This is a genomic window from Nitrospira sp. (assembly GCA_024760545.1).
In the GTDB taxonomy this organism is placed as follows: Bacteria; Nitrospirota; Nitrospiria; order Nitrospirales; family Nitrospiraceae; genus Nitrospira_D.
In genome coordinates this window covers 158,771-182,838 of the sequence record CP060501.1, presented here as the reverse complement: position 1 = coordinate 182,838, position 24,068 = coordinate 158,771, and the positions used below count along the sequence as shown (strand labels likewise).

At 55.6% G+C, this 24,068-nt stretch carries 13 protein-coding genes; all 13 read right to left on the bottom strand.

Annotated elements, in window-relative coordinates:
* Window positions 1-382 precede the first annotated feature (382 nt).
* The 13 genes from H8K03_00790 to H8K03_00730 all read right to left on the bottom strand — a co-directional run bounded on the left by H8K03_00790 (window position 383) and on the right by H8K03_00730 (window position 24,066).
* Window positions 383-1,690 carry a DUF4157 domain-containing protein gene (locus H8K03_00790; GenBank protein UVT22335.1) on the bottom strand — a complete coding sequence of 436 codons (1,308 nt, stop codon included), beginning with the start codon at window positions 1,688-1,690 and terminating at the stop codon, window positions 383-385.
* 333 nt (window positions 1,691-2,023) lie between these two features.
* Window positions 2,024-3,895, bottom strand: coding sequence for a DUF4157 domain-containing protein (locus H8K03_00785; GenBank protein UVT20494.1), 1,872 nt, complete (start codon window positions 3,893-3,895; stop codon window positions 2,024-2,026).
* A gap of 312 nt (window positions 3,896-4,207) precedes the next feature.
* Window positions 4,208-5,875 (bottom strand): DUF4157 domain-containing protein, encoded by a 1,668-nt coding sequence (locus H8K03_00780; protein UVT22334.1) that lies wholly within the window; start codon window positions 5,873-5,875, stop codon window positions 4,208-4,210.
* A 304-nt stretch (window positions 5,876-6,179) separates the two neighbouring features.
* Window positions 6,180-7,445 (bottom strand): DUF4157 domain-containing protein, encoded by a 1,266-nt coding sequence (locus tag H8K03_00775; GenBank protein UVT20493.1) that lies wholly within the window; start codon window positions 7,443-7,445, stop codon window positions 6,180-6,182.
* A gap of 353 nt (window positions 7,446-7,798) precedes the next feature.
* Window positions 7,799-8,917, bottom strand: coding sequence for a DUF4157 domain-containing protein (locus H8K03_00770; GenBank protein ID UVT22333.1), 1,119 nt, complete (start codon window positions 8,915-8,917; stop codon window positions 7,799-7,801).
* 253 nt (window positions 8,918-9,170) lie between these two features.
* A complete protein-coding gene (locus H8K03_00765) occupies window positions 9,171-10,871 on the bottom strand; it encodes a DUF4157 domain-containing protein (protein ID UVT20492.1) in 1,701 nt (566 codons plus the stop codon).
* A gap of 43 nt (window positions 10,872-10,914) precedes the next feature.
* Entirely contained in the window at window positions 10,915-11,856 is a 942-nt protein-coding gene (locus tag H8K03_00760; protein ID UVT20491.1) for a carboxypeptidase regulatory-like domain-containing protein, read from the bottom strand.
* A 45-nt stretch (window positions 11,857-11,901) separates the two neighbouring features.
* On the bottom strand, window positions 11,902-15,300 hold the full coding sequence (locus H8K03_00755) for a hypothetical protein (GenBank protein UVT20490.1): 3,399 nt from the start codon (window positions 15,298-15,300) through the stop codon (window positions 11,902-11,904).
* A gap of 11 nt (window positions 15,301-15,311) precedes the next feature.
* A complete protein-coding gene (locus H8K03_00750) occupies window positions 15,312-17,939 on the bottom strand; it encodes a hypothetical protein (protein UVT20489.1) in 2,628 nt (875 codons plus the stop codon).
* Window position 17,940: 1 nt separating this feature from the next.
* Entirely contained in the window at window positions 17,941-20,682 is a 2,742-nt protein-coding gene (locus H8K03_00745; GenBank protein UVT20488.1) for a hypothetical protein, read from the bottom strand.
* Complete coding sequence (locus H8K03_00740; protein ID UVT22332.1) at window positions 20,679-23,267, bottom strand: baseplate J/gp47 family protein; 2,589 nt, start codon at window positions 23,265-23,267, stop codon at window positions 20,679-20,681. The genes H8K03_00745 and H8K03_00740 overlap by 4 nt, the downstream gene beginning before the upstream one ends.
* Window positions 23,268-23,346: 79 nt before the next feature.
* Window positions 23,347-23,727, bottom strand: coding sequence for a GPW/gp25 family protein (locus tag H8K03_00735; GenBank protein ID UVT20487.1), 381 nt, complete (start codon window positions 23,725-23,727; stop codon window positions 23,347-23,349).
* Between the two features lie 3 nt (window positions 23,728-23,730).
* Window positions 23,731-24,066 (bottom strand): hypothetical protein, encoded by a 336-nt coding sequence (locus H8K03_00730; GenBank protein UVT20486.1) that lies wholly within the window; start codon window positions 24,064-24,066, stop codon window positions 23,731-23,733.
* Window positions 24,067-24,068 lie beyond the last annotated feature (2 nt).

Sequence of the window (24,068 nt, the reverse complement as noted above, 5' to 3'; positions counted from 1 at the left end):
TAGGATCGTCAGAAGCTACATCATGAAGTTAATACGCTGCCAAAACGGCAAGTTGACCTGAACTTGAGCCGACCATATATACCCATTCCAAAAGAATATTGCAAGACGCATTTCACAGACTATTTTTGACCACCGAAAACCGACTACCGATGGTCCTCACTTGCCGTCGGCCACCGTCTGATTATCATAACAAATGACACGATACCTGACGACCAACCCTTCAAGCATTAGTCTTACCCCCTCTATCGCTATGACAAAGGTACAGTAACGGGACCTCTATGGGCTCTGGGCATAGATCTACCCTCTGTTCAGCTGCTGAAACACCGGCATACACCTGTACGAGACGAGCAAAGCATACTGCATAATAGCGAGACGCTCTATTTCAACATATCCGACCTAATGCCGCACGCACGTCCTCTAAGAACCGTCTCTCCCAGCGATAAGAGTTGACTTCATCCAGAGCCCAATCATGCCCGTCGTTCCACGCTGCCTCAAAAGCCGCCACTTCTGCCGGAAATGTGGCACGCAAGGTGTTCAATCGATTTGGATCACCCGCCAGCCGCCTCCATTCACGAAAAAAGGCCGGGCCTTGCGCCTGTGCAATGACATCCGTATGTCTGGCATGCATAGTCTCATGGACAAAGGTGGTTCGATCATCTATCTGCTGACAAGGATCACTGGAAGGAGGAGGCAACGTCATCGCACCGCTTGAGCTGGTAGATCCTGCTACCGTTGTCCCAGGCAGCGCAGTACGAACACATGCTTCCACAGCAACATTCGTTCGATTGGCAGGTACATCACAGGCAGCATACGCCGTGCCGACCATATTCGCCGAGGTAATCCCATCCCGCACCTGTTGACGACATCCACACATCGATCTCGTTACCCAAAATCCCCATACATTTTCGCTTGTTGGTCGCGCACCAACCTGTCGTTGCAATTGTCCCGGTCCGGTATGCCCTTGCTGCATGACATGCGTGAGCTCATGCGCCAGCAACCGTCTGCCTTCCATTGTCCCAGGTGAGAGCCGACCAGCCTCAAAAACAATGTGCGATCCGACCGTATAGGCCTGAGCGTTCACATCTCGCGCCGATTGGTCTGCCAGCGGGTCAGAATGGACGCGCACGTGCGAAAGATCGTAGCCAAAACGCGGTTCGAAGAAGGCGCGTGTGGCGGAGTCCAGCTGTTGCCCCGACGAGTTCAACACGTCGTACGCGATCGACGGCGCGGTCCGAGGCGCCGTTGCACCAGACGAGGCCGCTCGTTGCGCAACAAGTGGCGGTCCAGACGAACCGCTCGGTTTTGCGCTCTGGCATTTTTTGACCGTTAACACCAACTCACCCTCTGGGCAGGAGTATTCGTAGAAACACAACGGGGTGGCCGGCGGGGGATGTTCTGTCGTGAACGGTCCGGGACCTGTCCCAACCACGATATCCGTCTCGCGCACGATCACGCGGAGCACCAGTCCATCGCTGAAATACACATAACAGCCATAGTTGCCGTTGGCAATCGGCGGCTCGCACTGGATCCGCTCCACGGCCGCTTGTGACGGAGGCGTCAAATGATTCCGCGCATAAAACTCCCCGGCTCGCTTGCTGATGCTCTCTGGATCGGCACGCCAACTTGGACAACGGCTCCCTTCCTCTTTGGGCTGCTCGCCGTCGGCCTCCGTCCGCTGAAGAACCGGCATAGCCGTGGATACCCTAGTCGGCCCTGTCGGAGCTACCGAAATGTCATCCGGCATTCGCATGATTCGATCCGCAACCTGATCAGCTTCGATCTCGGCTGGGTCGTTGGGCTGAGACACTGTGAGACTGCTAGACTTCGCCTGGCACGCCGGACACCCACCGCCGCAAGCACAGGAGGCTGTGCGTTGAATGATGGGCTGAGAATGTGTGGTCTCCCCAAATGAAACATCCCAGTTGCTCGGCATCAGTCGAGGCCTTCTGCCTAGATCATTGGTTTGAGTTGTTCTTCCCGCCTGAGCGAACATAGGGTGATCCTTACCTTTTATGGCCCATCCTCAATGACTTGAGGGCGATTGAGTAAATCCAAATGGTGCAAAGGTGATCGACACATTCGGAATAAACAAATGCTCCATCCCTGCCTCACGCGTTGGATCGTAGGCATAATTGACACCGGCTGACACATCGAGCCAGCGCCAACGATACCCTATTCCGACGCCTGCTTCTGCGCCCAGTTTCAGGTTTGGGCCTCCTCCCGTGCTGCCGCCACCAATGGCAAGGGCCGGACCTCCAAAGAATGAAACATATCCACCACCAGCCGAACCAGGACGTGCATCCATCAGTCGAAATCCCACTACGAGCGATCCGAGAAATGATTCCGACGATGTGACAGGTGACGTACCTCCGGTCGTCGTTTCGCCGATCATCGACAGCCCAATTCCAATAGTCGGATTAAATAGTCCGAGAACCGGATTCTGGAACTCTGTTCCCAAATATAGTCTGGCTTGCCAGGTGGACGCATCAACACCGGGAGCCTTAGCGCCTCCAGACAAACCGACCAGATAAGGGAACCCATAGATCGTCGTCCTGACCCCTTCCGTTACAGAGGTGGCGAACAAGGCATATGAATCGGCGTTCCTGAGAGAATCCGCCGTATCCATGAACATGAATGCCCAATTAACATCATACAGATGCGGATCGCTACCGGTCGATAATCCTGCTCGATGGGCGCATTCATGTATCAACGCTTCAGCGCGGACTCGATCGGACTTACCAAAATACTTATTGGTGAGACATACGTTCGTACGAATCGATTGACAGGGACTTATCTGAGAAGTGCAAACGTACGCCATAAAGGGGTCATCCGGATGGCAACCGAACCGACTATTCGTCAGGGTATCCTGAAGTTCATTTCTGGTGCAGGTGAGCCGCGCAAGAACAGTGGCAGCTGTTTCGTCCGTCTGGCTGTTGAAATACCAGTCCAGGGATCTTCGGGTCCCAGCAGTGAGTGGAGTGGTACCCAAGGCAGCAATCGCACTATCCACATAGGCGATTGCTCGCGAGAGATCGGCATTGATATCGGCGATCGGAGTCGTGCATCGGCTTTGCTGACAAGGATCGGTCGCCCCACCTGAACAGCTGGCTCCAAACGTTGTAGCGGTAGCCGGCGCAGTCGTCGAACCGCCGCCTGGAGCCGACTGTCGTTGTAATTCAAGGGTTCCGGTTCCCTTACCCTGCTGTGCAACGTGGGCGAGTTCGTGCGCCAGCAGATGTTTTCCGCTTCCACTATCTGGGCTGTATTCCCCGTTGCCGAAGACAATGTTGTTCCCGAGTGTGTAGGCACGGGCCTGTATCGACTGAGCCGATTGTCCGGCGGCAGGATCAGTAAAGACGCGGACTGAACTGAGATCGTAGCCAATGCGCGGCTCAAAAAAACGGCGTGTCCCGAAATCCAATGGCTGCCCACCGGAATTCACGACGCCCTCGATCGATGGTGGAATATCGCCCGGCGGCGGATCGGGCATAGCGGAGGCACACGTTTCTTTGCGCATGACCGGTCCAGCAATCCCTTCCTGTTCCTCTGTTTCACACGCGTCGCATTTTCGATGATTGGCATGATCGGAATGCTCACCCCTTGCCACAGGCTGTGCATTCCCAACCGGCATCCTCATGACTCGATCCGCAACGGCATCGGCTTCGATCTCTGCGGGATCGTTGGGTTGGGAAACGTTGAGGTCACTCGTTTTTGCCTGGCAGGCCGGGCACCTGCCGCCGCAGGGGCAGGACGCTTTACGCTGTACCAGAGCCCCAAAGAACGGCAGAGAACTCATCACCGATTCTTGCGACCTGCCATCGGCTGTCTGCTTCGTTTCGGCCGATTTCGAGCGGTGGGTTTCGGCACGGCTGGTTTTAGCGGAAAAACTTGTCACAGGTCTTCTCTTTCGTCGTGCACTCCGGTTACGGAGGTCAAATCGTTCCACAGAAAGCTGCGGGATTACCTTTCTCGTTCCAGGACACTCCGACTATTTCTACCCCGACATCGCTTTCAGTCGTTTTCCAATAAATGACGTCACCTCAGTCCGACGGCGAGTCGACACGTCAGGTATCGAGATTGTTGCGCTCGCGTTCATTTCGGTTAGTCCGCTTCACCTTTCCTGGTGCGGAATTCGGCGTTCCATCACGACCTCGGATGCATCTCGTTCCAGCTTGCGGCGTCAGAAGATCACGTCAGGCTAAACGGGCTAACGGATATATGCATACGCCGGATAGCGCGCGACGAGCGTACTCTTCAGCGCTCCGGGTAGAACGTTCACCTTGCCCGTTGACGTGATAGTTCGCGCCGTCTTGCGCTTATTCAAGTCTTTTGGATCCGAATAGGTCCAGACGATTTCGATCTCGACGTGGTAGATCGCCGAGTAGTCACGAATCAAATAGATGTCGAAATGCGCTCGGGACGTGACATTAGTGTGCCCTGCGTCGAATAGTTCCTTTATGTCGCCCTCGCGTGGGACTGGCGCGTCGTAGATCGACACTGAGGTCGCGTCGCGCCATGCGTCGCTCTTCTCGTCGAAAAATGGACTTGACGCGCTGTAGCTGTCCACAGCCCAGTTGGGCGAAGCTGTCGACGTCGTTAACCGGTACTTGTTCTTGCCGCCGCCGGCGGTGATCTCCTTATCGAGCGACGTTCGCTTTCCGCCGCCTTTCGGATCGTAGCTGATCTCACGTTCGATGAACTGCACCCACCGGCTATGTGCTGAGAGAGCTCCACTGTAGCCGACACCAAACCCATATTGCCCCGTCGTTCCGGACGTGGTTTGCCACGGCACTTCGGTCTCTGCCTTGATCGCCCCCCCTGCGACGGGCGGCGGAGCCGTCGCCGGCGCTTTGCCCGGGCCGGGCTGGGCTTTGAATGTGGTCGGCGCGTGGACGGCAGCAGGGCCTGGTGCATTGAGGAGGTAGAGCGAGTATGCGAGGTCCGCGCCTGTCAGCTTCGCGTTGAGGTCAGCCTCGAGCATATTGGTGAACAGCGAGGCATACGTCGTCTTCAGTGTGCTGGCTTTTGTCGAGTCGTACGCGAGCGGAAGCAGGGCGGCATATATGGCCTCGGCGTCGATTGTCTTGCCGGCGAGCGCCGTATTGATCGTCTTCGCAACTGCCTCGAACTCCGTGGCTGTAGCCGGCGCTTTCGTAGAAACTGCGAGACCGCCTTTCACCCCAAGCAGTGTCTTGGCGAGGGCGAGGCTCTGCCCCTTTAGTTGCGAGCCAAGATCGGCGACGAGGTCTGTCGTATGCTTCGTCTTATACGCAGTCTTGAGCGACGTGATCGCCGTCGCGTCCCGTTCGAGTTTTTGCAGGGCAACGTAGATGAGTTCCTCGTCCGTTGGAGCACTGGCGATGGCATCGTGAAGCGAGTCGGCGAGTGTGTCCACATCGGCGGGTGTGAGTGCGACGCGCGCGATCACCGGCGGCTTTCCAGAGGCCGCTTGACCGCTCTGCTGAGCGACATGCGCAAGCTCATGGGCGATCAGGTGCCGGCCACTTTCCGAATGCGGCACGTACTCGCCGTTGCCGAAGACGATGTTGTTGCCCAGCGTGTAGGCCCGTGCGTCGACTGCGTTCGCCGACTGCGAAGCTGCCGAGTCGGTGTGGATCCGAACCCCTGAAAGATCGCGGCCCAGGCGCGGTTCAAAAAATTGCAGCATCGTACGATCGAGCGGTCGCCCGCCCGAGCTGATCACGTCGTTCACATGCTCCGGGTTTTGCGATGACGTTCCGCCTGCGGCCGGCAAAGGCTTTCGCTCTATCGTTTCCTCCTCTTCCTCACACACACCGCATTTACGATGGATCCCGGTTGTCGGATCGACATGATTCGTCGGGTTCAGTGCTTCGGCCCCGGCCGGCATCCTCATCACACGGTCGGCAATGGCATTCGCCTCAATCTCGGCTGCATCGTTGGGCTGGGAGATTTTCAGATCATTCGATTTCGCTTGGCAGGACGGACATCCTCCACCACAGGGGCAAGAAGACTTTCTCTGAATTTGGAGCTGATCATGCACTGGCAGGGACGATACTAGCTCAGGCTGACGCGCACCTGGTCGATGCGATGACAGCTCCAAGCGACTCTTAACCTTCCCAACGGGACATACCGTCATCTATTGATAAATCCTCTTATAAAACTCCTATGATCAGTATGGAGCTTTCCAGCTCCACCGACTATGGGCTTACAGCAAACACGACTTTCACCTGACGATCCTCTGGGCCGAGAGCACCCACCTCGCCGCAGGCATACACCCCCGTTTCGACAATTGTACATTCGGGCGCGACATCGACAATGCGTCCGCGTCCGACCCCTTTATCGACGAGCACTTCCATAACGAGTTGAGCGCGACGCTGAGCCAGGTCCAGGTTATAAGTTTCCGGACCCTCCGGCGAAGCCTTTCCAACCAGTTGGAGTGCTAAAGACGGGTTACCCTGCAACTGTTCGAGCAGAATAGGCCACACGGACTTACCTTCGGTCGTGAGGCTTCGCAGCAAGGTAGCCTCTGTTTTCGCCCATCCACTCATCGGTCGGTCCTGGTCGAAATGGAGCACAACATTCCCGGGCGCTGAAATAGAAGGCTGGTCCGGTATCGGCGTCGGAGTTGGCAAGGATAGACAGGGATGACCTTGCTTATCGGTATGGTCTCCCGGCCCACAACACCCGCCGAAGAGGTTCGGTAATTCCCCCGGCAAGCAAGGCGCGAAAGGACTAGAAGCCGGAATTGGTCCGGGAGGTTGAGGTTCAGAGCCGCTGGTACATTGCCCGTTAAATGCTACCTCGCCCGCCGGACAACAACGCAGGCCCAACGGTGTGGAAGCAGCGCGGGCTGGCGGACAACAGTTGCTGGCACTCTCGACTGTATTGTCTTCTGTCGTCGGATCTGGATTGGTTGTCTTTTTTTCAATGCAACATTGGTCTTTGAACTCTGCCGATCTGCCGGGACGGAAGCCGGAAGGACAAGTGACGGAGGGTTTTTCCGGTTTCTTGCATCCCAATTTTCTGCATACAAAACTGCATCCCGGCAAGGAAGGGAATTTTTCACACGCTGCCTTGGCATAGGAGCCACATACCTTCTTGCCAAACACCGGATCGATCACACAAGGGTCAAATTCATCGAAGATCGGGATTTTGATCTGCCGTTGCACCACTGGCGCGCCGACCGACTGCTGAATCACGTGTGCGAGTTCGTGCGCGAGCAGTTGCTGTCCTGCCTGCGCCCCCGGTGCGAACTGGCCTTGCCCAAAGACGATATTGTTGCCGACCGTATAGGCATACGCGCTGACGTCTCGTGCCGATTGTTCGGCGACAGCGCCGGTGTGTACTCGCACTCGGGAAAAATCGTGGCCGAAGCGCTGTTCCATGTCTCGTTGCAGTTCTTGATCGAGTGGTCTGCCACCGCCGGCAAGGACGTGATCCATGTTCACAGGCGCCACATCCATCTGCCCATCCGACCGACCTGAGACACGTTGGATGTGCGGCAATGCGGCATTAACTGGAGAGTGCCCTGATGCCGATATCGCCTGATCGGCGATCCGATCCGCTTCGATTTCGGCTGGGTCGCCGGGCTGGGAGATTTTCAGATCATTCGATTTCGCTTGGCAGGCCGGACACCCGCCACCACAGGGACAAGAAGACTTTCTCTGAATTTGGAGCTGATCGTGCACTGACAGGGACGATACTAGCTCAGGCTGACACGAACCTGGTCGGCGCGATGACAGCTCCAAGCGACTCTTAAACTTCCCAACGGGGCATACCGTCATCTATTGACCACTCCCATTATGAAACGGCGTCCTCATCCAGCCGTATGACCCGCGCATGAGATATGGGCGACGTCTTCTCCAGCCAGGCGTCTTGCAAAGGCTTCGAAGCATGTTGCGTCCGCACGTCTCAGCGCATTTGGGGCATGGCGTGCCATATGAAACCAGATATGGAATGGTTCATGTAAAATTGTCCCAGCTTGCTCCGTCGGATCGTCCCAAAATGCCTGGCATAGAACGACTAAACGATTACCGGGGCATGAAAAAGCAAAATCAGCTCCACATGTTCCTGTTGCGCATCCCACGAGACTCACAGTGCCGCCACGACATATGTAACGAAGATAGCCGCTCTCCAGGGTTTCACGCACCCGTCGGAAGCGATCCCTTTGTTGTTCGACAAGTGAGAAATGTGCCCGATTGGTAAGTGTTAAGCCCAACTCTTCCTGCAAGATCACATCAAAATCTGGATCAACAGGTTCGCCCGCACGAGCAAACAGCAGATGTGCTTCAAGCAACAGTTCCGCCCGTAACGCCAACCTAATAGCTTCCGCATCCGCCGCCTCCAAAGCAGCAACAACTTCATCCCCTGTGAGATTTGGATTCGTCAACCCATTCTGCTGACACGATACATGTTCACGCACAACGCTCCGCTGAACAAGACCAGATGATGTATCCGCGGCATTAAGCCTCGAGATCTGTAGGTTGCCGATCGTCGGCGATTCGGCGTTACGTGCGGCAAGCTCACGACCATGTTCAACTCCGGAGTCAAGACGGTGTTGGGCAAACGGCGAAGCGTTCGACTGTTGCACAACATGCGTCAGCTCGTGTGCGAGTAATCGCCGACCTGCATCCATACTCGGCATATATTGCCCTGCTCCAAAAACAATATTGTGCCCTGCCGTATAGGCATGGGCATTCAAGTCCCGCGCAGATTGTTCGGCAGCAGCATCGGTATGTACTTGCACCCGAGAAAAATCATGACCAAAGCGCTGTTCCATGTCCCGCTGCAGCGATTGATCGAGCGGCCTGCCCCCGCCGGCAAGGACCTGACCTACGTTGGCAGGAGTCACATCCATCTGCCCTTCCGATTGATCCGAGAAACGGTGGTTGTGCGGCAATGCGGCATGAGCTTGAGAATGCCCTGATGCCGACATCACCTGATCCGCAATCCGATCTGCTTGAATCTCGGCCGGATCGTTGGGCTGGGAAATTTTCAGATCATTCGATTTCGCTTGGCAGGACGGACATCCGCCACCACAAGGACAGGCGGCCTTGCGTTGAATACCCGAGTCAGAAATTGACAATGGGGACACCGTGTTGGGAGCTTCGCAGCGGGCCGGTCGTGCCGGAAACCGCCGCGCTCCGTCTGTCCGAACCTCTATCGCGAATCGGCTCATCAGAATGAAATCATTTAACGTCGAACTGCAAGTTTAATCCGACGATGTGGCTGTACTTGCCTCCATTCAACAGGTCGAACATGGGTGTGTAATTTACGCCCACATTAAATCCCCGTCCTCTTATTCCCAAAGTGGTGGACAGCGGCACGTTTAGTTTGACGTCTTGCTGATCATCTCCGGGAGCAAAGAGCACACCCGTACTTATGTCAAGATATAAAGGATGCGCTAACCTGTTAAGTCGTAATCCCGCTGTCGGCCCCATAGCCATTTTTCCGTTTTTTACGTTCAAATAAGCATCAAAACCGAGCGTCGGATAAAACAATCCCAGTACGGCGTCGCTACTTACTCGCGCGTCGATATTAAGACCAATGACAAATTCAGCTTTTGAGGGGTTGAGACTGGCTTCATTGAAAAGTGCACCGGTCGTAAAGCCGAGCTGGGAAACGGGCTCTGCCAGCGAAGAACGTTTTGCGCCACCTTCAGGATAAAAAGTGCATCGCGCCATCTCCAGGTTCAACATATCGGCGAAATGCTGGTAGTGCCACGGCTTTACATCATTGCCCCTGTGCATTAATGACGATTTGTCGCCGCTGCCGGGAACGCCGAACAAAGCCGCCCACCAGTTGTATTCATCCTGTAGACCGAGCGTATGACCAAACTCGTGCGACATGATATCCATGGGAACCGTATGCCCCATGTTCTCGGGGACATCCGCATCGGACTCCATTTTGATGGTGCCAGTGAGCGGGTTCGTGACAGAACGGTCTCTATCTTTTTCCACATCAATCGTGTAGCCGTGCTTGCCTTCCCGCTTTTTGTTATGAGTATTTAGCTCCACATTCACGGTGAATCCGTTCTCTCCACAGGCGCAGGTCTTGTTCCCCGATACCAGCTTGTATTTGTTGCTCCATCCGCTTTCCACCTGATTTTTGCCAGACTGCATGAAAGCGGGCTGATCAGCTAGTGCGATAGCACTTCCGAAATCGAAGTACCAATCTTGACGGTAGTTAAACGTGCATGCATCGTCGTCTATTTCATAAAAGCCGGCATCATCCTTTCCGTCATATTTTTTTCGCTGCAGAGATAATCCGGTCATTCCTCGCTGCTGGATGGTGTGCGTCAATTCATGCGCCAGCAGGTGTTTGCCTTCGGCAGAATCAGGTCGATATTGGCCCTGGTTGAAATAAATATCATTGCCGATCGTAAATGCTCTCGCATTCAATTGGCGGTTCATCTGCACGGCTTCATTGGCAGTATGGATATTTACAGCGCCAAGATCCGCGCCGAAACGCGGTTCGAAAAAGGTGCGTGTGCCTTGATCAAGAGGGCTTCCGCCGCTCTTTGATGAATTCATACAGCTGCCGATATCGCCACCGGCAGGCATGCCGCCCGAATCGCCGTTGCCCTTGGATCGAATGTGTGCCAACGGGTCAGCGGAAACACCCCCGACTTTCTCCTGCATCACTTTATCGGCGATCGTATCGGCTTCGATCTCGGCGGCATCGTGAGGCTGGGAGACCTTCAGATCGGCGGATTTCGCCTGACATGTAGGACAACCTCCGCCGCAGGGGCAGGAAGCTTTTCGATGGATGGGAACTTCCCCAACAGGTTGGGACAATCGAATATGGTGGGATAGGTCTCCAATGCGGCTCCGAACAGCATGATGCATCGCACGGCTATCGGTGGCATGTATCGCAGCTGCCGCTCTCATGCCTTCGGCTCCACCTTCGCTGGCTTAGATCGCTTCTGACCCGTTACCGCTTCGACTTCGACTTCGACTTGCCGAAACAGTAGGCACAATGATCGTAACCTGCCTTTTCTGCATCCGCTGGACTACCGAAATAGATCGGCCCACTGGACTTGACCGCGTCGAACTGACAACGTTTGGTGAGATTCTGCGTGTCGTGGAATTCACGTGTCGCTGGGTTACCGGCATAACGTGCCCGGTCATTCCTGCCCTCCTTGGGCTCGATGACGTACTCTCGATAGACCGTGCCTGCATTGACGACAATGGGTACTGGATCTTCATGAATGATGACGGCCTTGGCATCGAGAATTTCAACCCGTGCAAGCACTTCGTTGCCATCGCCCGCAGTTGCAGCTGCGGCCGCCGTCTTGCGGGACAGCCTTTCAGCCATTCGTTCGGAACTTTTCACATTCGGTTCCGGCGTTTGCCCTTTTCGCTTCTTGCCGGACTCCCGGTCAAAAGGAATACTGAAATAGCCATCAGCATTGGTGGTGGTTGATGCAAACGTCTCGTCTGTGGCGCCAGCGCGAGCGGCCGTCAGGCGTACCGTCAGTCCTTTTTGGGGCGCAAACGTATTATCCGAGACAAATCCATGGAATACGTTGCTCTCTCCGGATAGTGCAACCAATGCACGGTCAATGCGCGCTTTTCCTTGTTGAGTGGTCGTACGTAATTCCGTGGCTCGTGCAATCGAAACCTTCAGACGTTCCACGCGCGGATCATTGCCTGCCTCAACGGTTCGCGACAATCGATTGAGCTCCCGCTCTTCAGACGCGATAAAGGCATCCGGGAGCGCGGCCATAAAGGCAAGCACCTCGAGTCCGAGGTTGATGGCGGGCTGTCGCGCCGCAGCCAGGGGAGCATCGAGAAATTGTTTTCGTATCGCGTCGGCCGTCGGTTCTCCAGCAAGAAATTCAGGACGTTGATTCTTTTGCGCTTGATCGTTCATCGTAGATCTCCTGTTGCAAGTCCGACGGAGCCGATAGGCCTATGTCTAACCTTGATCGCGGCCACATACGCCTGGGCAGAAGGCTTCGACGAGAGACAGATTGTCCTTGAATACGAGCATATTCGGCAAGAACGCCTGAGCCCGCAGGCAGTGGGTAGCCTGATTGTCCGTCGTTGTGTTCATGCCGCCGATCGACCAGCCGGACAACAATGCGCGGAGCCATGTTTCAGAAAGACGATTGTCGGCGACCCGCACGCTCCCGGCACCAAGCATGACGTCCGTCAAGACGAAGACATTCGTCGAGTTGATCTCACACTGATTATCGGCGAACCCCAGATCATCAAGAGAAAATACGGCTATCGAACTGAGGGCGAAGGCAAACGGGTCTTCCGCCACATCGAACGTGACCTGATTCTCCGCAAACAGTGTTTTCCCGCTGTTCCATTTACGCATCAGCGGCGGCCAAAGCGAGGGTGGTTGTGTCGAGAGGTTAATCAGTCCCAAGTTCCTCGCCAACTCGCATTCCCTACCCTTCAAAGCATCAGGTAGTTTTCCCGCCCGTATCAGGATCAGCACTAAGAGCAGACCGAGAGTCCATTCATTGCTGATGCCCAGATTTCCAATGAGAACGGTCGTTGCGAGTAGATCAAGACCTTTCCCGGTCGTTCCCTCGGTGACCAAGCGATTGCGGCCGACCACGACGGAGCCCAGTGCGAAAAACGTGACCGCGCGCCCAAGCGGAGCCACAATCAGATTATCGCGCAGCATGGCCGTGATCGGACCGTCGATAAACGAGGAAGTGCGCTTGAATGACGAGAATGAATACGTTTCGGTTGTTGTGTCCAGTAAAGGGAGAATCAGCCAAACATGTACGCCGCCACGTATGCCGACTTGTGCGTTATTGACCGGCTCCGTACTACGGCTGCCATTATTGAGGATGCGGTTGTCATCAAGTTGCAGACCTTGCACGAATATGGCGTAGACCCCGCAAATAGGGAATAGATGATGGCGGCCATTGTTGATGATTTCATTGCGAAGGATGCGCAGGTCACTGACTTTTGCGAGCACGATGCCGCCATAGGCGACAAGCCATTCCATCGATTTGCGAACCGGCGCGATATCGCGTCGCATGCAGCGGGTGATGAAATTATCGTAGATATGCAGGTTATGCACACCGATCAAATCACCGCGATTCATAATGTCAAAAAACCGGACGACGCCGATACCATTGGTTCCCATATCGGTGATGCGATTTCGTGCAATTTCGATATCATACAAATCCCCTGCTGAGACAAATTTTGGCGGACCACCGTCCGGATTGTCATCATCGGTCGTATCGACAGGTTTGCAAGGATCACAGGGGTCGGGTTGTTCCGGATCATCCGGGACGTCGTCGCCATCACCACCCACTTTGGCCAAGCTGCCTAAGGTAATGCCGTTCCAGATGCCGCCTTGAATCAGGTTATCGATGATGCGAACACGATCCGAACCGCCGGCGAGTTGGATGCCACCGCGCGTGGCAGCCCCCACTGCGATCGGGCTCGGCGGGGTGTTGACGCTCGCCGGCGACCCTGGGTTGCCCAATTTCGGCGGAATGGTTGGTGCGGGCACGACTCCTTCGCGCGGCAGGACTTCGATGATATTGGAGTCGATCAGGATATCGTCTCCTCGCGAATAGATCGCCTGCCAAATCGTCGGCAAGTCCCGCATCTGCACCAAGCAACGACAAACGGCCACGCGACGGGCGTTATCGATTTGTACGGCACTGCGCGGGCCGGATTCGATTGCGAGGTCTTCAATCGCGACGGTGTCCGAGTTTTTAATCATGAATGCCGGCTGTGGAGCGGCATTATCGGAGATGGCACGAATGCGTGTGCCTGGACCACAACCATGGATACGAATTCCGACCCGTTCATCGATGAGAATACTTTCGTCATAGATACCGTTGAGAACACAGACAATGCCGCCTTTTGCGGGTAGCGCATCGATGGCCGCTTGGACTTTGACAAAATCGCCATGTGAATGAATCCCGTCGCCGACACGGTATGTGCAGCAGCCACGAAGTTTGGTCAGGGGTTGAAAAGGGCGGCGGCAGTCTTCGATATCGTCGCCGGTAACAATATTGCCGGTCCAGTGTATTTCTGCGAGGGGAACCCGGTGGTAGAAGATGCCCTGCGGCGGAACCGGCGTGATCGGATCGGCAGGCATTGGACCGGGAATCCCAACCAGAACCAGCGGATTACCGATTCCAGCCGCCCGTGCCTCGAATGTCCAGAAATCAGATGGGGTATATTTGCCAACGGCTTCAGGTTCAAATGTGACTTGAATGCCAAGGTTGTCCGGGAGATCCTTCTTCGTCTTAAAATCATCGACACGCTCGATCCCATTCCAGAGGCGGAAAAATCGCTTGCCCTTCGCCGGGGCGGACGGAATCACGCCCTTATAGATATCGCCCGGTGTTACTACAGGGTCAGGCAGGGTCAGGGTATTATCGTTGGCAAGCGCAGCTTTGGCGCCATATACGACTTTCCAACAACCGAGCAGCGGGTCATAATCGAGCGCTTCAAGATAGAAATTGTTCGATCCGGAATACACGATCGCATTTTTATTCCCGAAGAGCGTGACGGTTTTGTTAACCGCGTCAAAATCTCCTGTCCCGACAAGCCCTCCATTCACCTGCGACCACTTAAAGTAGGCCTGGGGTGCGGGTTTATCCGTGTCGGCAATTTCAATGCGATAGAGACGATGCTCAAACCCCGTATAGCCGCCTTCCTCGACCACCGGGCAATCGCCATCAATCGCCATCGTAGGTTTCAGCTCGACGATGAGCTTGCCCTTGTTTCCGAAATCGTCTTTCAGCGCGCCAATAATAGAATCGCACGTATCATCGACGGCCATACGGTAGAGCCGAAAACGAAACGAAGTCTGGACACGCTCAGTCGTATCCACTCCTCCAAGAGCCGGTTCGATCAGCAGACCAGGATTCTGAAAGGGGCTCAGTTCCTCGAGCCACGTTTCCAGAATTACCGCGTCGCGATCACCAATTGCAGGCACATCGCCCGGTAGTGGAGCAGGTTGGATCGGCGGGCCAAGATAGCTCGCAGTCCTGATCGCGTCGACTCCGGCCGGGAGCACGGGAGGCTCTTCGTCCCTTTTTAGTTCGGCTAGCAGTCCATCCGCCCACACCCGTCCCTTGTTCAGAGAGACTTTGACCTGACCGCCCGTTATCTCGGCTTTTGTAATCTTAAAACTGAGCGGTTCATCCGCCGGAACCGCCGCAACTCCGGCCCCGAACGCATCACGCGCGGCAAGCTGCTGCCATTCGCCCATGATCTCGGTTTGCGCGTTCCAATCCCGATCGAGCAAGACACGGCCTTGTTGGTGGAGCGTGCCACGAAAATTGTGAGATGTGTCTTTATTCCATGCGGAAAAGTCGCCTCTCATTCATGCCTCCTTTAACTGACTGGGATCAAAATCGGTCTGATCCCGACCGGCATAAACTCACGAAATCGTATCTTCAAGTTGCGCCACTTGTGCGCCTCAAACAGAAAATTGAATGCTCCCATTTGATCGTTGTCGACACCCTCTTCGAGAATACGAGGGTCACATTCGAGTGAAAGCTGGCAATAGGCAGGATCACCAAAGTATTCACTGGTAAAAATGAGCCGCGCGTCCGAGCCGGAGACACAGGCAAAGTGTGGGGGCAAGCGGTTTTTGACCTCGTTGGGCGGCGGTGGACTCCCCGTATCATCCGAAAAATAGCAATACTTCAAGCACCCGCGCTGGTGGTCGAACACTTCGACGACGCCTGTAAAAATACCTCCGGCACCTTCCGCAGTGAGGGCTCGGACTCGGCCAAGGATCGTCAGATTTCGGATGGTCGTGGCCCCGGCATAACCCGTAGCCGGACTGGTGGCACTCGTGATCGCAAAGGGAAACACGTTCAAACCGATCGTCACAGGGATGGATTCGATGATCGAGTCGGCAAGGCAGAGGCTGTATCCTTCATCAGTAAAGACTGCTCCGGAGATCGATCGCTGGAGAATGATTTCCGGGGTCTGTTTGAACGCGAGCTCTTCCGCGGCTGTGGAAAATCCATAGGGTTCTTTGAGATTCATTCCTGGAAACAGCGGCGCGCGATTTCCATTAAAATAGCGAAATCCACCCGGATCGAGCGTGCAACTCATAACCTCGAGCTTGTTCAGAGCGGCGCGCGCAATCAACGGCTGCCCGGCCGCAAAATTCAGCCCGCGCGCAAGATAGAGTCCTTCCAGCCTGACAAACAACGCCCCCATTTGTGCATCAAGCGTCGCTTGTTCTGCGGCATCGGCACCGACGACTTTGGCCGGCCGGAACGCGAGCGGTCGCGCCAGTTCGATCACGGGACGTTCTCCATCGGCGGCCCGTATGATCAACGGGCATGTCAGCAGAATACTCCGTCCCATTTCGCTATTGAGATCCGCCGCGTTAAGCAGGTCGATGTCGAGCGAGTGCGTACGGCTGTCTTTGATCTCGATGACGATCGCGGCCTTGGGAGTTCCGCCTGCCGCGGCAGTGCGCGCGTCTTCGAGGGCTGTTTTTAGTACCGCTTGGAGCTGCTTTGCCGGATTGCGCAGCACCACGTCTTTGTAATCAATCAACGGTTGTGCCGGATCGAACTCCTTCGGGAGCGGGGGGTATGAGACCGGGTGCGCGCCCACCGGTCCGACGGCACCATAGGTATAGGTCAGCAGCAAATCCTGCACGAGCGCATCCGCCCTCGTATCGTCTGACACACCGATACAGAGTCGGCCATGGACGGGATCAACGGCAATCTCACGATCGGCCAGCGGAGGATTCAGCCCACGCTCCCAGGCGCAGAGATTCTCACCTCGTATGGTCCAAAATCTTGGCAGGACCGTATGGGGCCACATTTCACCAGGAAACGTTGGGTCGGGCAGATGCAGTTGTAAGCCGACATCGGAAAGCTGGTACGACTTCAAATCGTCTTGAGGAACAGCCACATTGAAGGCCGGATCATAGGACTCGACAGAGACATATTCCTGTGGAGCAGTGAATGAAGCGTCGGCAAACAATTGGAGCGGCGCCGGACTTGGAGAGGCAAGCGAATCGTCATACTGTTTGGCGATGTCATAATCGGAAATGCGCGCCCTGGGAATAGGCCCTGGTACCTGATCGGCACTGGATATACGCGGGGCGATCGCAGAAAGGTTGAGTGCAGCCATGCCGGTTCTACCTTCGGCAAAGAGGCCGATCCTGTTCGTATTGAAGAGTGTCACAGGCCTGCCGGCGGGCGTATTGATCGGTTTGACGTAGGGCATCGAGAGCGTATTGACCGGAATATCACACACATTCACACGGACGACCCGAGGGGCACCCAGCGACGGGGTCACTTTTTCTGCCAACGGCTTCGTCACGCCAAGGCGGTAATCTTTGAGTCGCCACAGGTAAATCGCCAGGTTGGGCAGGTTGCAGCTCACGTGCCCGATCTCCGGTGGCTTGACCTCCCCCACATGGGCAAAGGGATCGAATGGTGTATTCAGCTGCGCGAGTAACGAAGGGTCTCGTAAGGAGACGGTCCCTCCTCGAATGGGTGTCGAAGGACGAACGGTCGGGAGCGAATAGGGAGGAATTCCACCTTCATCGGGTCGCTGATGATTGAGATGCTGATTCCACACCATCTTTTCGAGCAATTCCACCGAATGGACTCCCCATTTGGTGAGGATATAGGTGAGCAGCTCGATGGCGCCCAACGTTCCCTTGCGTCTCCGGAGTGCGATCGTATCGGCGACATCGGCACGGAGCGTCCACGGATCGCCGGACAGATGGGTGGTTCCCAACAGGTCACCGATGTACGGAATGACCCAGGGATCGCAGGTTTCAATGAAGAAGTCATGATAGAGCGATTCGATGTTTTCGTGGATCGCAGAAAACATGTCCTCGACCGGTGTGAGATAGTCGCGGAGCTGATAGGCAGGCATCGGTTGGCCGTTAGCCAAATAGAGCTTCGAAAGATCGCCATCCTTGATACGATAGATTTCAGGAAGTCGCCGATAGAGCGCGACGCGTTTCTTCGTGGCCACCTCAACTTCCTCCCTCGGCAACAGAAGTCACCGTCAAATGCTTATCGAACAGGCTCAGGATATGGCCGCTGTCACAGACCACAATCGGATCGAGAATCGTCAGCGACGGCAGTTCGATGGTCGTCGGATCATCCGTATCCACAAGGGCCGTGAAACCGACTGCCCGAGCCCAGAGCACACCCTCGACATTCTGCACTGTCCCATCGATTGACGATGCATATTCCCGTGCGCCGAAACGTCTGCGCCTGAGACTGAACAGTCCGGTCTGATCTTCCTCAGGAGTGGCTTGACCACGATTGACACCCAGCGCACGGCGGATAAATGGTTCGACCAGATCGGCGCGATAGGTCGGTTTGAGCGCATAACGAACGGCGACCGTCACGTACATCCGCCTGCCCAAGACGACATCGATCGCATGGCGCGCGGCTCCGCGCTGATTGTTGTAGGCGTTCAGTGTTGCGCGTACGGCGGCAATCTCGGCACTGCGTCCGGTTTCCATCAAGACGGTGACGGCCACAGCCGGTATGTGATCGACCACCTGCCACGCAGCGGAAGCGGACGCGACTCCTGGAATGGCTGCCGCTTCGAATTCAAAATCCTTGATACTGACGATACGCCCCAGGCTCTGCACCTTGCCGGGTGCCGCTCGACGAGCATTTTCTCCAGATTCCGCTGTCGATCCACCGGTGGCAACCATCGGCATCCCGACCTTGTCCAGATTTTTGAGTTTTACCGATGCCTGAACTTTCGTATCCGCCTTCAGTGGGCCGTATGCTCCGCTGCCGGTGCGGAACACCGCCGTGACATTATTCACGCCGCTGGTCAGTCTGGCCCCGGATTTGCCGTCCCCAAACTGCACCCAACTGTTGCCTTCAGCGTCTTCACGGACGATATAGATCTGCTCGTCTTTGTCATGTCCAAAAAATCTATCCACTCGCGTCCATTCGCGTCCATTCACGTAGATCGCAAGTTCCGGCGTTTCTGCAGGCGTGTTGTCCGGTACGATGTGATAGGTCAGCGGAGCTTTGGGAAGTTTAAAGTTCTGGAATGCCGTCGTTTCATCGCCACTGCCGATGGCGGTTTCCGGGAGGGTTTTGCCTTCATCCGCATCGACGAGGTTACCGAATACCGTGACAAGCGGCTCGCCATTCGGAAAGTCGGCATAAGAAACGGATTCCGAGAGTGTCACCGCATGTAACTGCGGAATGGCCTCAGTGCCCATCATTGAAGTCGAATCGATATCGGTCACTGTGACTATCTGCGGCTCCTCACCTGGTTTATCGAACATGATCCGGCGATCTTTTAACGTTTTCGTCTGTTCTGCCGCGCCATAGAAATAGAGTGTGTTGCCGGACGTGAGCGTCGTTTCTTTCTTGGCCCGCACGAGACTGAATAGCGGACTCGTGACTTCATGGAAGAGCGCATCGGCAATCTGCATCGACGCATTCGCCCCAACTGAGCTGCCGAGTTCATCGTTCAGTCTCAGTTGGCTCACGGTCCCGCTGATTCCGCCCCAAGTCATGGTCACGGTACGGACGTCGGTGATCATCCTGATGAGAGTGCTCATCGGTAACGGCTGACCGAGAATGTACGCCATGAACGGATACGTGAACGCCGCCTGGATGACGATCGGAACATTGTTCGGAAGATCGCTCACCTCCGAATCGATCGGAAAATCTCTGTCGCTGAGGCTTGCGCTCATCGTTGCGCCTTGGAAGGCATTGAACGGCGTATCAACAGGTCGGGCAAGCGGTACTGTTTGATAAGGTATGGTTGATGAAGTGGATGTGGTCCCCCCGCTTACAGTGGCGGTGGATGTGACCGCCGCCGTCTTATTCACGATCTGCGATGGGCTGTTGTATCCGAAATGGTGAAACGTCCGTCGGACACGATAGGCCGATAGGCTGCCGATATTTGACGTGCGACTCAGCTTGCCCTTGATCGTGTAGTATGTGCGTCCGTGCTCTTCTCGAATCGAATCGATGAAAATCACTTCGGCATTGGTCAGGCTGAAAGACCCTGGGGAATAGACCGCCGGCGCTTCCCCTACGATCAGCCGATCGCCTATTTTTAGATCGATCGGCTCCAGAAGCTGCTCCGGATACGCGATGTAGAATTCGGTTGTCGTCGGCGTGATGTCGCCATCTTCCAGCGGCTTGTATAAATGAAATCTCCCGAGCCACGGATAGACAGTCGCTTCTGCGATCGTCTCAAATTCGGCAGGTTTTGGCGGTACTTCCAGTGTGGCTTTAAGAGGGAATCCGGCGGGAATGACAATAGGCTCGTTTTTCTTCAGCTCAAAGGCAAACACCGCTTGCCCACCAACGGCAGGCGAAAGGCGATAGCCCAGCAGCCGCACGAGATCGGCGATACTTTCACGCCATTGCGCCGTCCCGAGAAATGCCTCGTTGGCATATGTTTCCTGATAAAAGGTAAGAACATCGCCAAGGATCGATGCGCCTTCGAGAAGCGCCACGGCGGGATCGTCCGGCGCGCGATGGGTCCATGTTTGGAGATTCGGAGTTTGGTCGATCTGGTGAAACAGGAATTCGCGAATCGTCCCATAGGTCCCGATCCGGTAATTGAACCGGGAAAGCGACGGACGATTGTCCTGACTGGTGTGGTCCAGTGGAGCGCTACAGCAAGGGCAACCCTCTCCATGGCCGAACGGCAGCTCCGTTCCGGGCCGGCGCGGAAACCGCAGCGGCATCGTGCAATCATTCGCGCAATCGCGGTCGCTCACTGCCTTCCTCCCTTGACCTCGAACTGGATAAACCCTTGCTCCAGGTGATCGGGATTTCCCATCACCTGGATGATCTCGTTGTAGTTGACCTGGGTCAGCGCATCTGTTGCAGCAAAGGGAGAATTCCATCGCTTGATCGAAACACTGATGGTTTTATCCGCGGGTGGCGTGCCCGTTTTTTGCCCAACAACATGCTCTACCCCTTGAACTTTCATGGCACGCCCGATGATCTGACTGGCATAGAGCGGCTGCCCGAATGTCCATTCATCCGGATGGAAAAATCCCTTGCGTCCATCGGGAGTCCATCCGGCAGAGAATTCCTGTTCAAGCACAAACTTGAGATCTTCCGGCCAAACATCCGGCCTTGCGCAAAGTACGACGTTGATCTCCAGCGGAACGAACTCGGGCGGTCGTATCTCGATATCTTCACCGATCAGCCTGACTGCGTTCAGATAGTCCGCCACGGTTGTTCGGAGCGCATACGAAAGCTCGGTTGTCCCGACAGGATCGATCGTGACACGCACGGTACGCCAGCTCCCCGTCCAAGCGTACCGGGCCGCGGCACGGGACACCCCTTCGATTTCTTCCGCCCGCGAGACATAATCCGCCAGGGTGACGGCACGGAGTTGATACTGGCGATAGGCTTCGGGGACACGGCGGATGATTTCGGCAACGGGCTCTTGATCACGGCCATTTGTCACGTCGAACGGATTCCAGCATAAGCGGAGCACGAACGGAAACGGCGGAACGACCTTGAGACTGTCTTCCGAAACACTCACGATCATATCGGCGCCGACGTTGCCATCGAGCGGCATTCCGTACTGATAGGTACAGGTCACCACGGCCCCATCGGGCAACTCCCTGCCGTTCGTGCCGTTTCCAAAACGGATCACGCTTTGACGATTCTCATCGGTTTCGACCACGAAGTGGTCACCGTTCTCGGCAGAATCATCGCTATGGATTAAGTTCGGGACTTCGTCCCATGGGTCACCAGGAGGCGTCACCTCGACGGTCAAAGTCGATTCCGGAGGAACATCACCGCCGGGTGTTGTCTGTTTATAGGCAAGCGGAACGCCCGGGAGACGGCAGAGCGTGCCCCAGCGAGTGCGCTCATAATGAAATTGGAGCGGTTTATTCGGGTCGCTTACATCCAGCAACTCTCCTTCATCTATAAAAATCGTCTGCTCCTCTCGTCCATGAAACACCTCGACCAGATTGCCGTGAAAGAGCGAGACGTTTTTTACCGCACCGATCGCGGTTCCGGGATTGTCGGCAGGACAGTCCACGGTAAAACAATAGTCAAACCGAAGCGCGTCCTTCTTTTCCCAATGGACACGAACCATCCACTCGTTCGTAATGGGGTCTTTTACCGACTCCGCCGCTCCAGATATCAATGAAAGAATCTGACGTTTGGCCGGGTTTCTTCCCGGTGCCTTCCCGGTTTGTGGATTGAGATGTTCCTGAATGAGCAGATGGCGGATGCGCGAGTTGCGGATCAAGTCGCGGATCTCGTCGGCAGCCGCTTGCGTCGCGATCTCGACCGGTGGAGCGGGATCGCCAAGATACAATTTGCTGTACAGCTTAAGATCTGCCCTTGTGCTGCCCGCCTTCAATGTTGTGATGGTGTCGCTCCAGGTATAGAGGCCGACATGATTGAGATATTGATGGACGGTTTGCGTGCCCTCGTGACGAGAGAGGAATACCGCTGATGCTGCTGTTTCCTTTTTTTTATGAGTCGTTTCATCGATCGTACTTTCACCGGCCCATGCCTTGAGTCCTTGCGCAAGCTGGAACGCTTTCTGTCCCGTATCATGTCCGATTTCCAGCGCAAGCCAGGTCGAAGCTTGGCTGCCTTGATGAATGTGGTAATCCATCAGTCTGGCATGGCGCGCAACCGAGACTCGCTTTCGGGCAGAGGCCAGATACGCTTCATTCATCACGCGATCCTGATGGTCGCTGAGTTCATCCGCTGCGACTGAAAAGAGCTCCGCCAGCACCATGTCGAGATCGGCCTCGCTGGTCGGCTCCCATCCGGGCACCCGACGCGACATGGCGGTGATCATCGTCCGGCGGAATGACCCGTAGTCCTTAGCGAGATAGTCGATGACCGGTTCCTCCAGAGGCGCAAGTGCCGATTCCCATTCAGGGGCGCAGTTGTTATTGAAGCATCCAGGACGGAACTTGAACCGTATCTCGGCAAAGAGCGGATCGATCACTGCATTGGCAATTCCGGTGGTGCTGACCCCAAGTGTATAGGTGGAATAATCTCCAACCGGTTTGACGACGAGGCGCAACAGAGGTTTCGTGGGATCAGGTTGTGTAATCGCTGCGTTTGGAGGACTTCCGGTTGAATCAACCTGCACCTGTCCAAGCGCACGTCCGGCGCGAACTCGGATACCGCCCGAGATTGGGAAGATCGTCTTGGCGAAATGGTTGTTGCCGGTGTATTCAAGGACAATGGCGGGCAAGATGTTCAGATTGTAGAAGTGCAGTTCAAGAACGGCAGAATCCAACGCATTGTCCACTTCGACGACACGCAACAGCTTGATCCCATTCGGAGTAGTTGGTCCCGGCGAATCGGTCATCAATCGCGCGCGTTCACGCAGCGGCTCGCTTCTGGCCAATTCCCTTAGAGGTATAGCTGGTTCGTCATACATACGCGACTCAGCTTCCCTCGCGCTTGAAACGCAGCACGCGCGTATCATCCGTCCCCGCTAAGCGGTAGCGGATGTCCACCGAAATTGTCGAGTTCTGTACCTCGACCTGAATGTACTCCAGGGTCACGCGATGTCCCAGCCACCGATTGATCGCCTGTGTGATCTGAGCCTTGGCCATGGCCGCCGTCGCATCGTCTGCCGCTTCGAACACCAGCCGCCTGACGCCGCCGCCGAAATCGACTACAAACGGTCTTTCTCCTTGATTCGTCAAAACGAGTTGGACGATCTCGTCACGGACATGTTCTTCGAGCGATTGAACGGTCGCCATCCGTCCATCGGTCCCGACGCGAAAGGGAAATGATAGATGCTCTCCGTTGACCGGCTTCATTCTTTATGTAGCCTTCGCCTTGACCTGTGTCTGGAGAATTATTGCCAGACCCTGAACGGCCCCCTCGGCGCTGATACACTTGCCGATGCTCGACTGAGTCAGCACTCCGGTTCCATTGCCCTTGCACATGGTCGCGGCCATCGTCCATTCGATTCGAATACATGGTTGCGGCTTACCCGGCGGCACCGTGAACGGACAACCGACGACCGAATGAATATCTGATTCCAGCAGTGCCGGTGCATTATCGACCGTAATCATCGTATTGGCCGTGGTGAGTACTGCCGTCCCCCCATGCGTACACATGACCTGGCTCATGGTCGTGAGAATGTACCCGGGCATAC

Excerpts from the sequence above, each read along its gene's own strand:
- H8K03_00775 (UVT20493.1), bottom strand. The coding sequence starts at position 7,445 with ATGGATGTGGCGCCTGTGAACATGGATCACGTCCTTGCCGGCGGTGGC.
- H8K03_00740 (UVT22332.1), bottom strand. The coding sequence starts at position 23,267 with ATGACCGATTCGCCGGGACCAACTACTCCGAATGGGATCAAGCTGTTG.
- H8K03_00780 (UVT22334.1), bottom strand. The coding sequence starts at position 5,875 with ATGAGGATGCCGGCCGGGGCCGAAGCACTGAACCCGACGAATCATGTC.
- H8K03_00765 (UVT20492.1), bottom strand. The coding sequence starts at position 10,871 with ATGAGAGCGGCAGCTGCGATACATGCCACCGATAGCCGTGCGATGCAT.
- H8K03_00755 (UVT20490.1), bottom strand. The coding sequence starts at position 15,300 with ATGAGAGGCGACTTTTCCGCATGGAATAAAGACACATCTCACAATTTT.
- H8K03_00760 (UVT20491.1), bottom strand. The coding sequence starts at position 11,856 with ATGAACGATCAAGCGCAAAAGAATCAACGTCCTGAATTTCTTGCTGGA.
- H8K03_00735 (UVT20487.1), bottom strand. The coding sequence starts at position 23,727 with ATGAAGCCGGTCAACGGAGAGCATCTATCATTTCCCTTTCGCGTCGGG.
- H8K03_00730 (UVT20486.1), bottom strand. The coding sequence starts at position 24,066 with ATGCCCGGGTACATTCTCACGACCATGAGCCAGGTCATGTGTACGCAT.
- H8K03_00790 (UVT22335.1), bottom strand. The coding sequence starts at position 1,690 with ATGCCGGTTCTTCAGCGGACGGAGGCCGACGGCGAGCAGCCCAAAGAG.
- H8K03_00770 (UVT22333.1), bottom strand. The coding sequence starts at position 8,917 with ATGTCGGCATCAGGGCATTCTCAAGCTCATGCCGCATTGCCGCACAAC.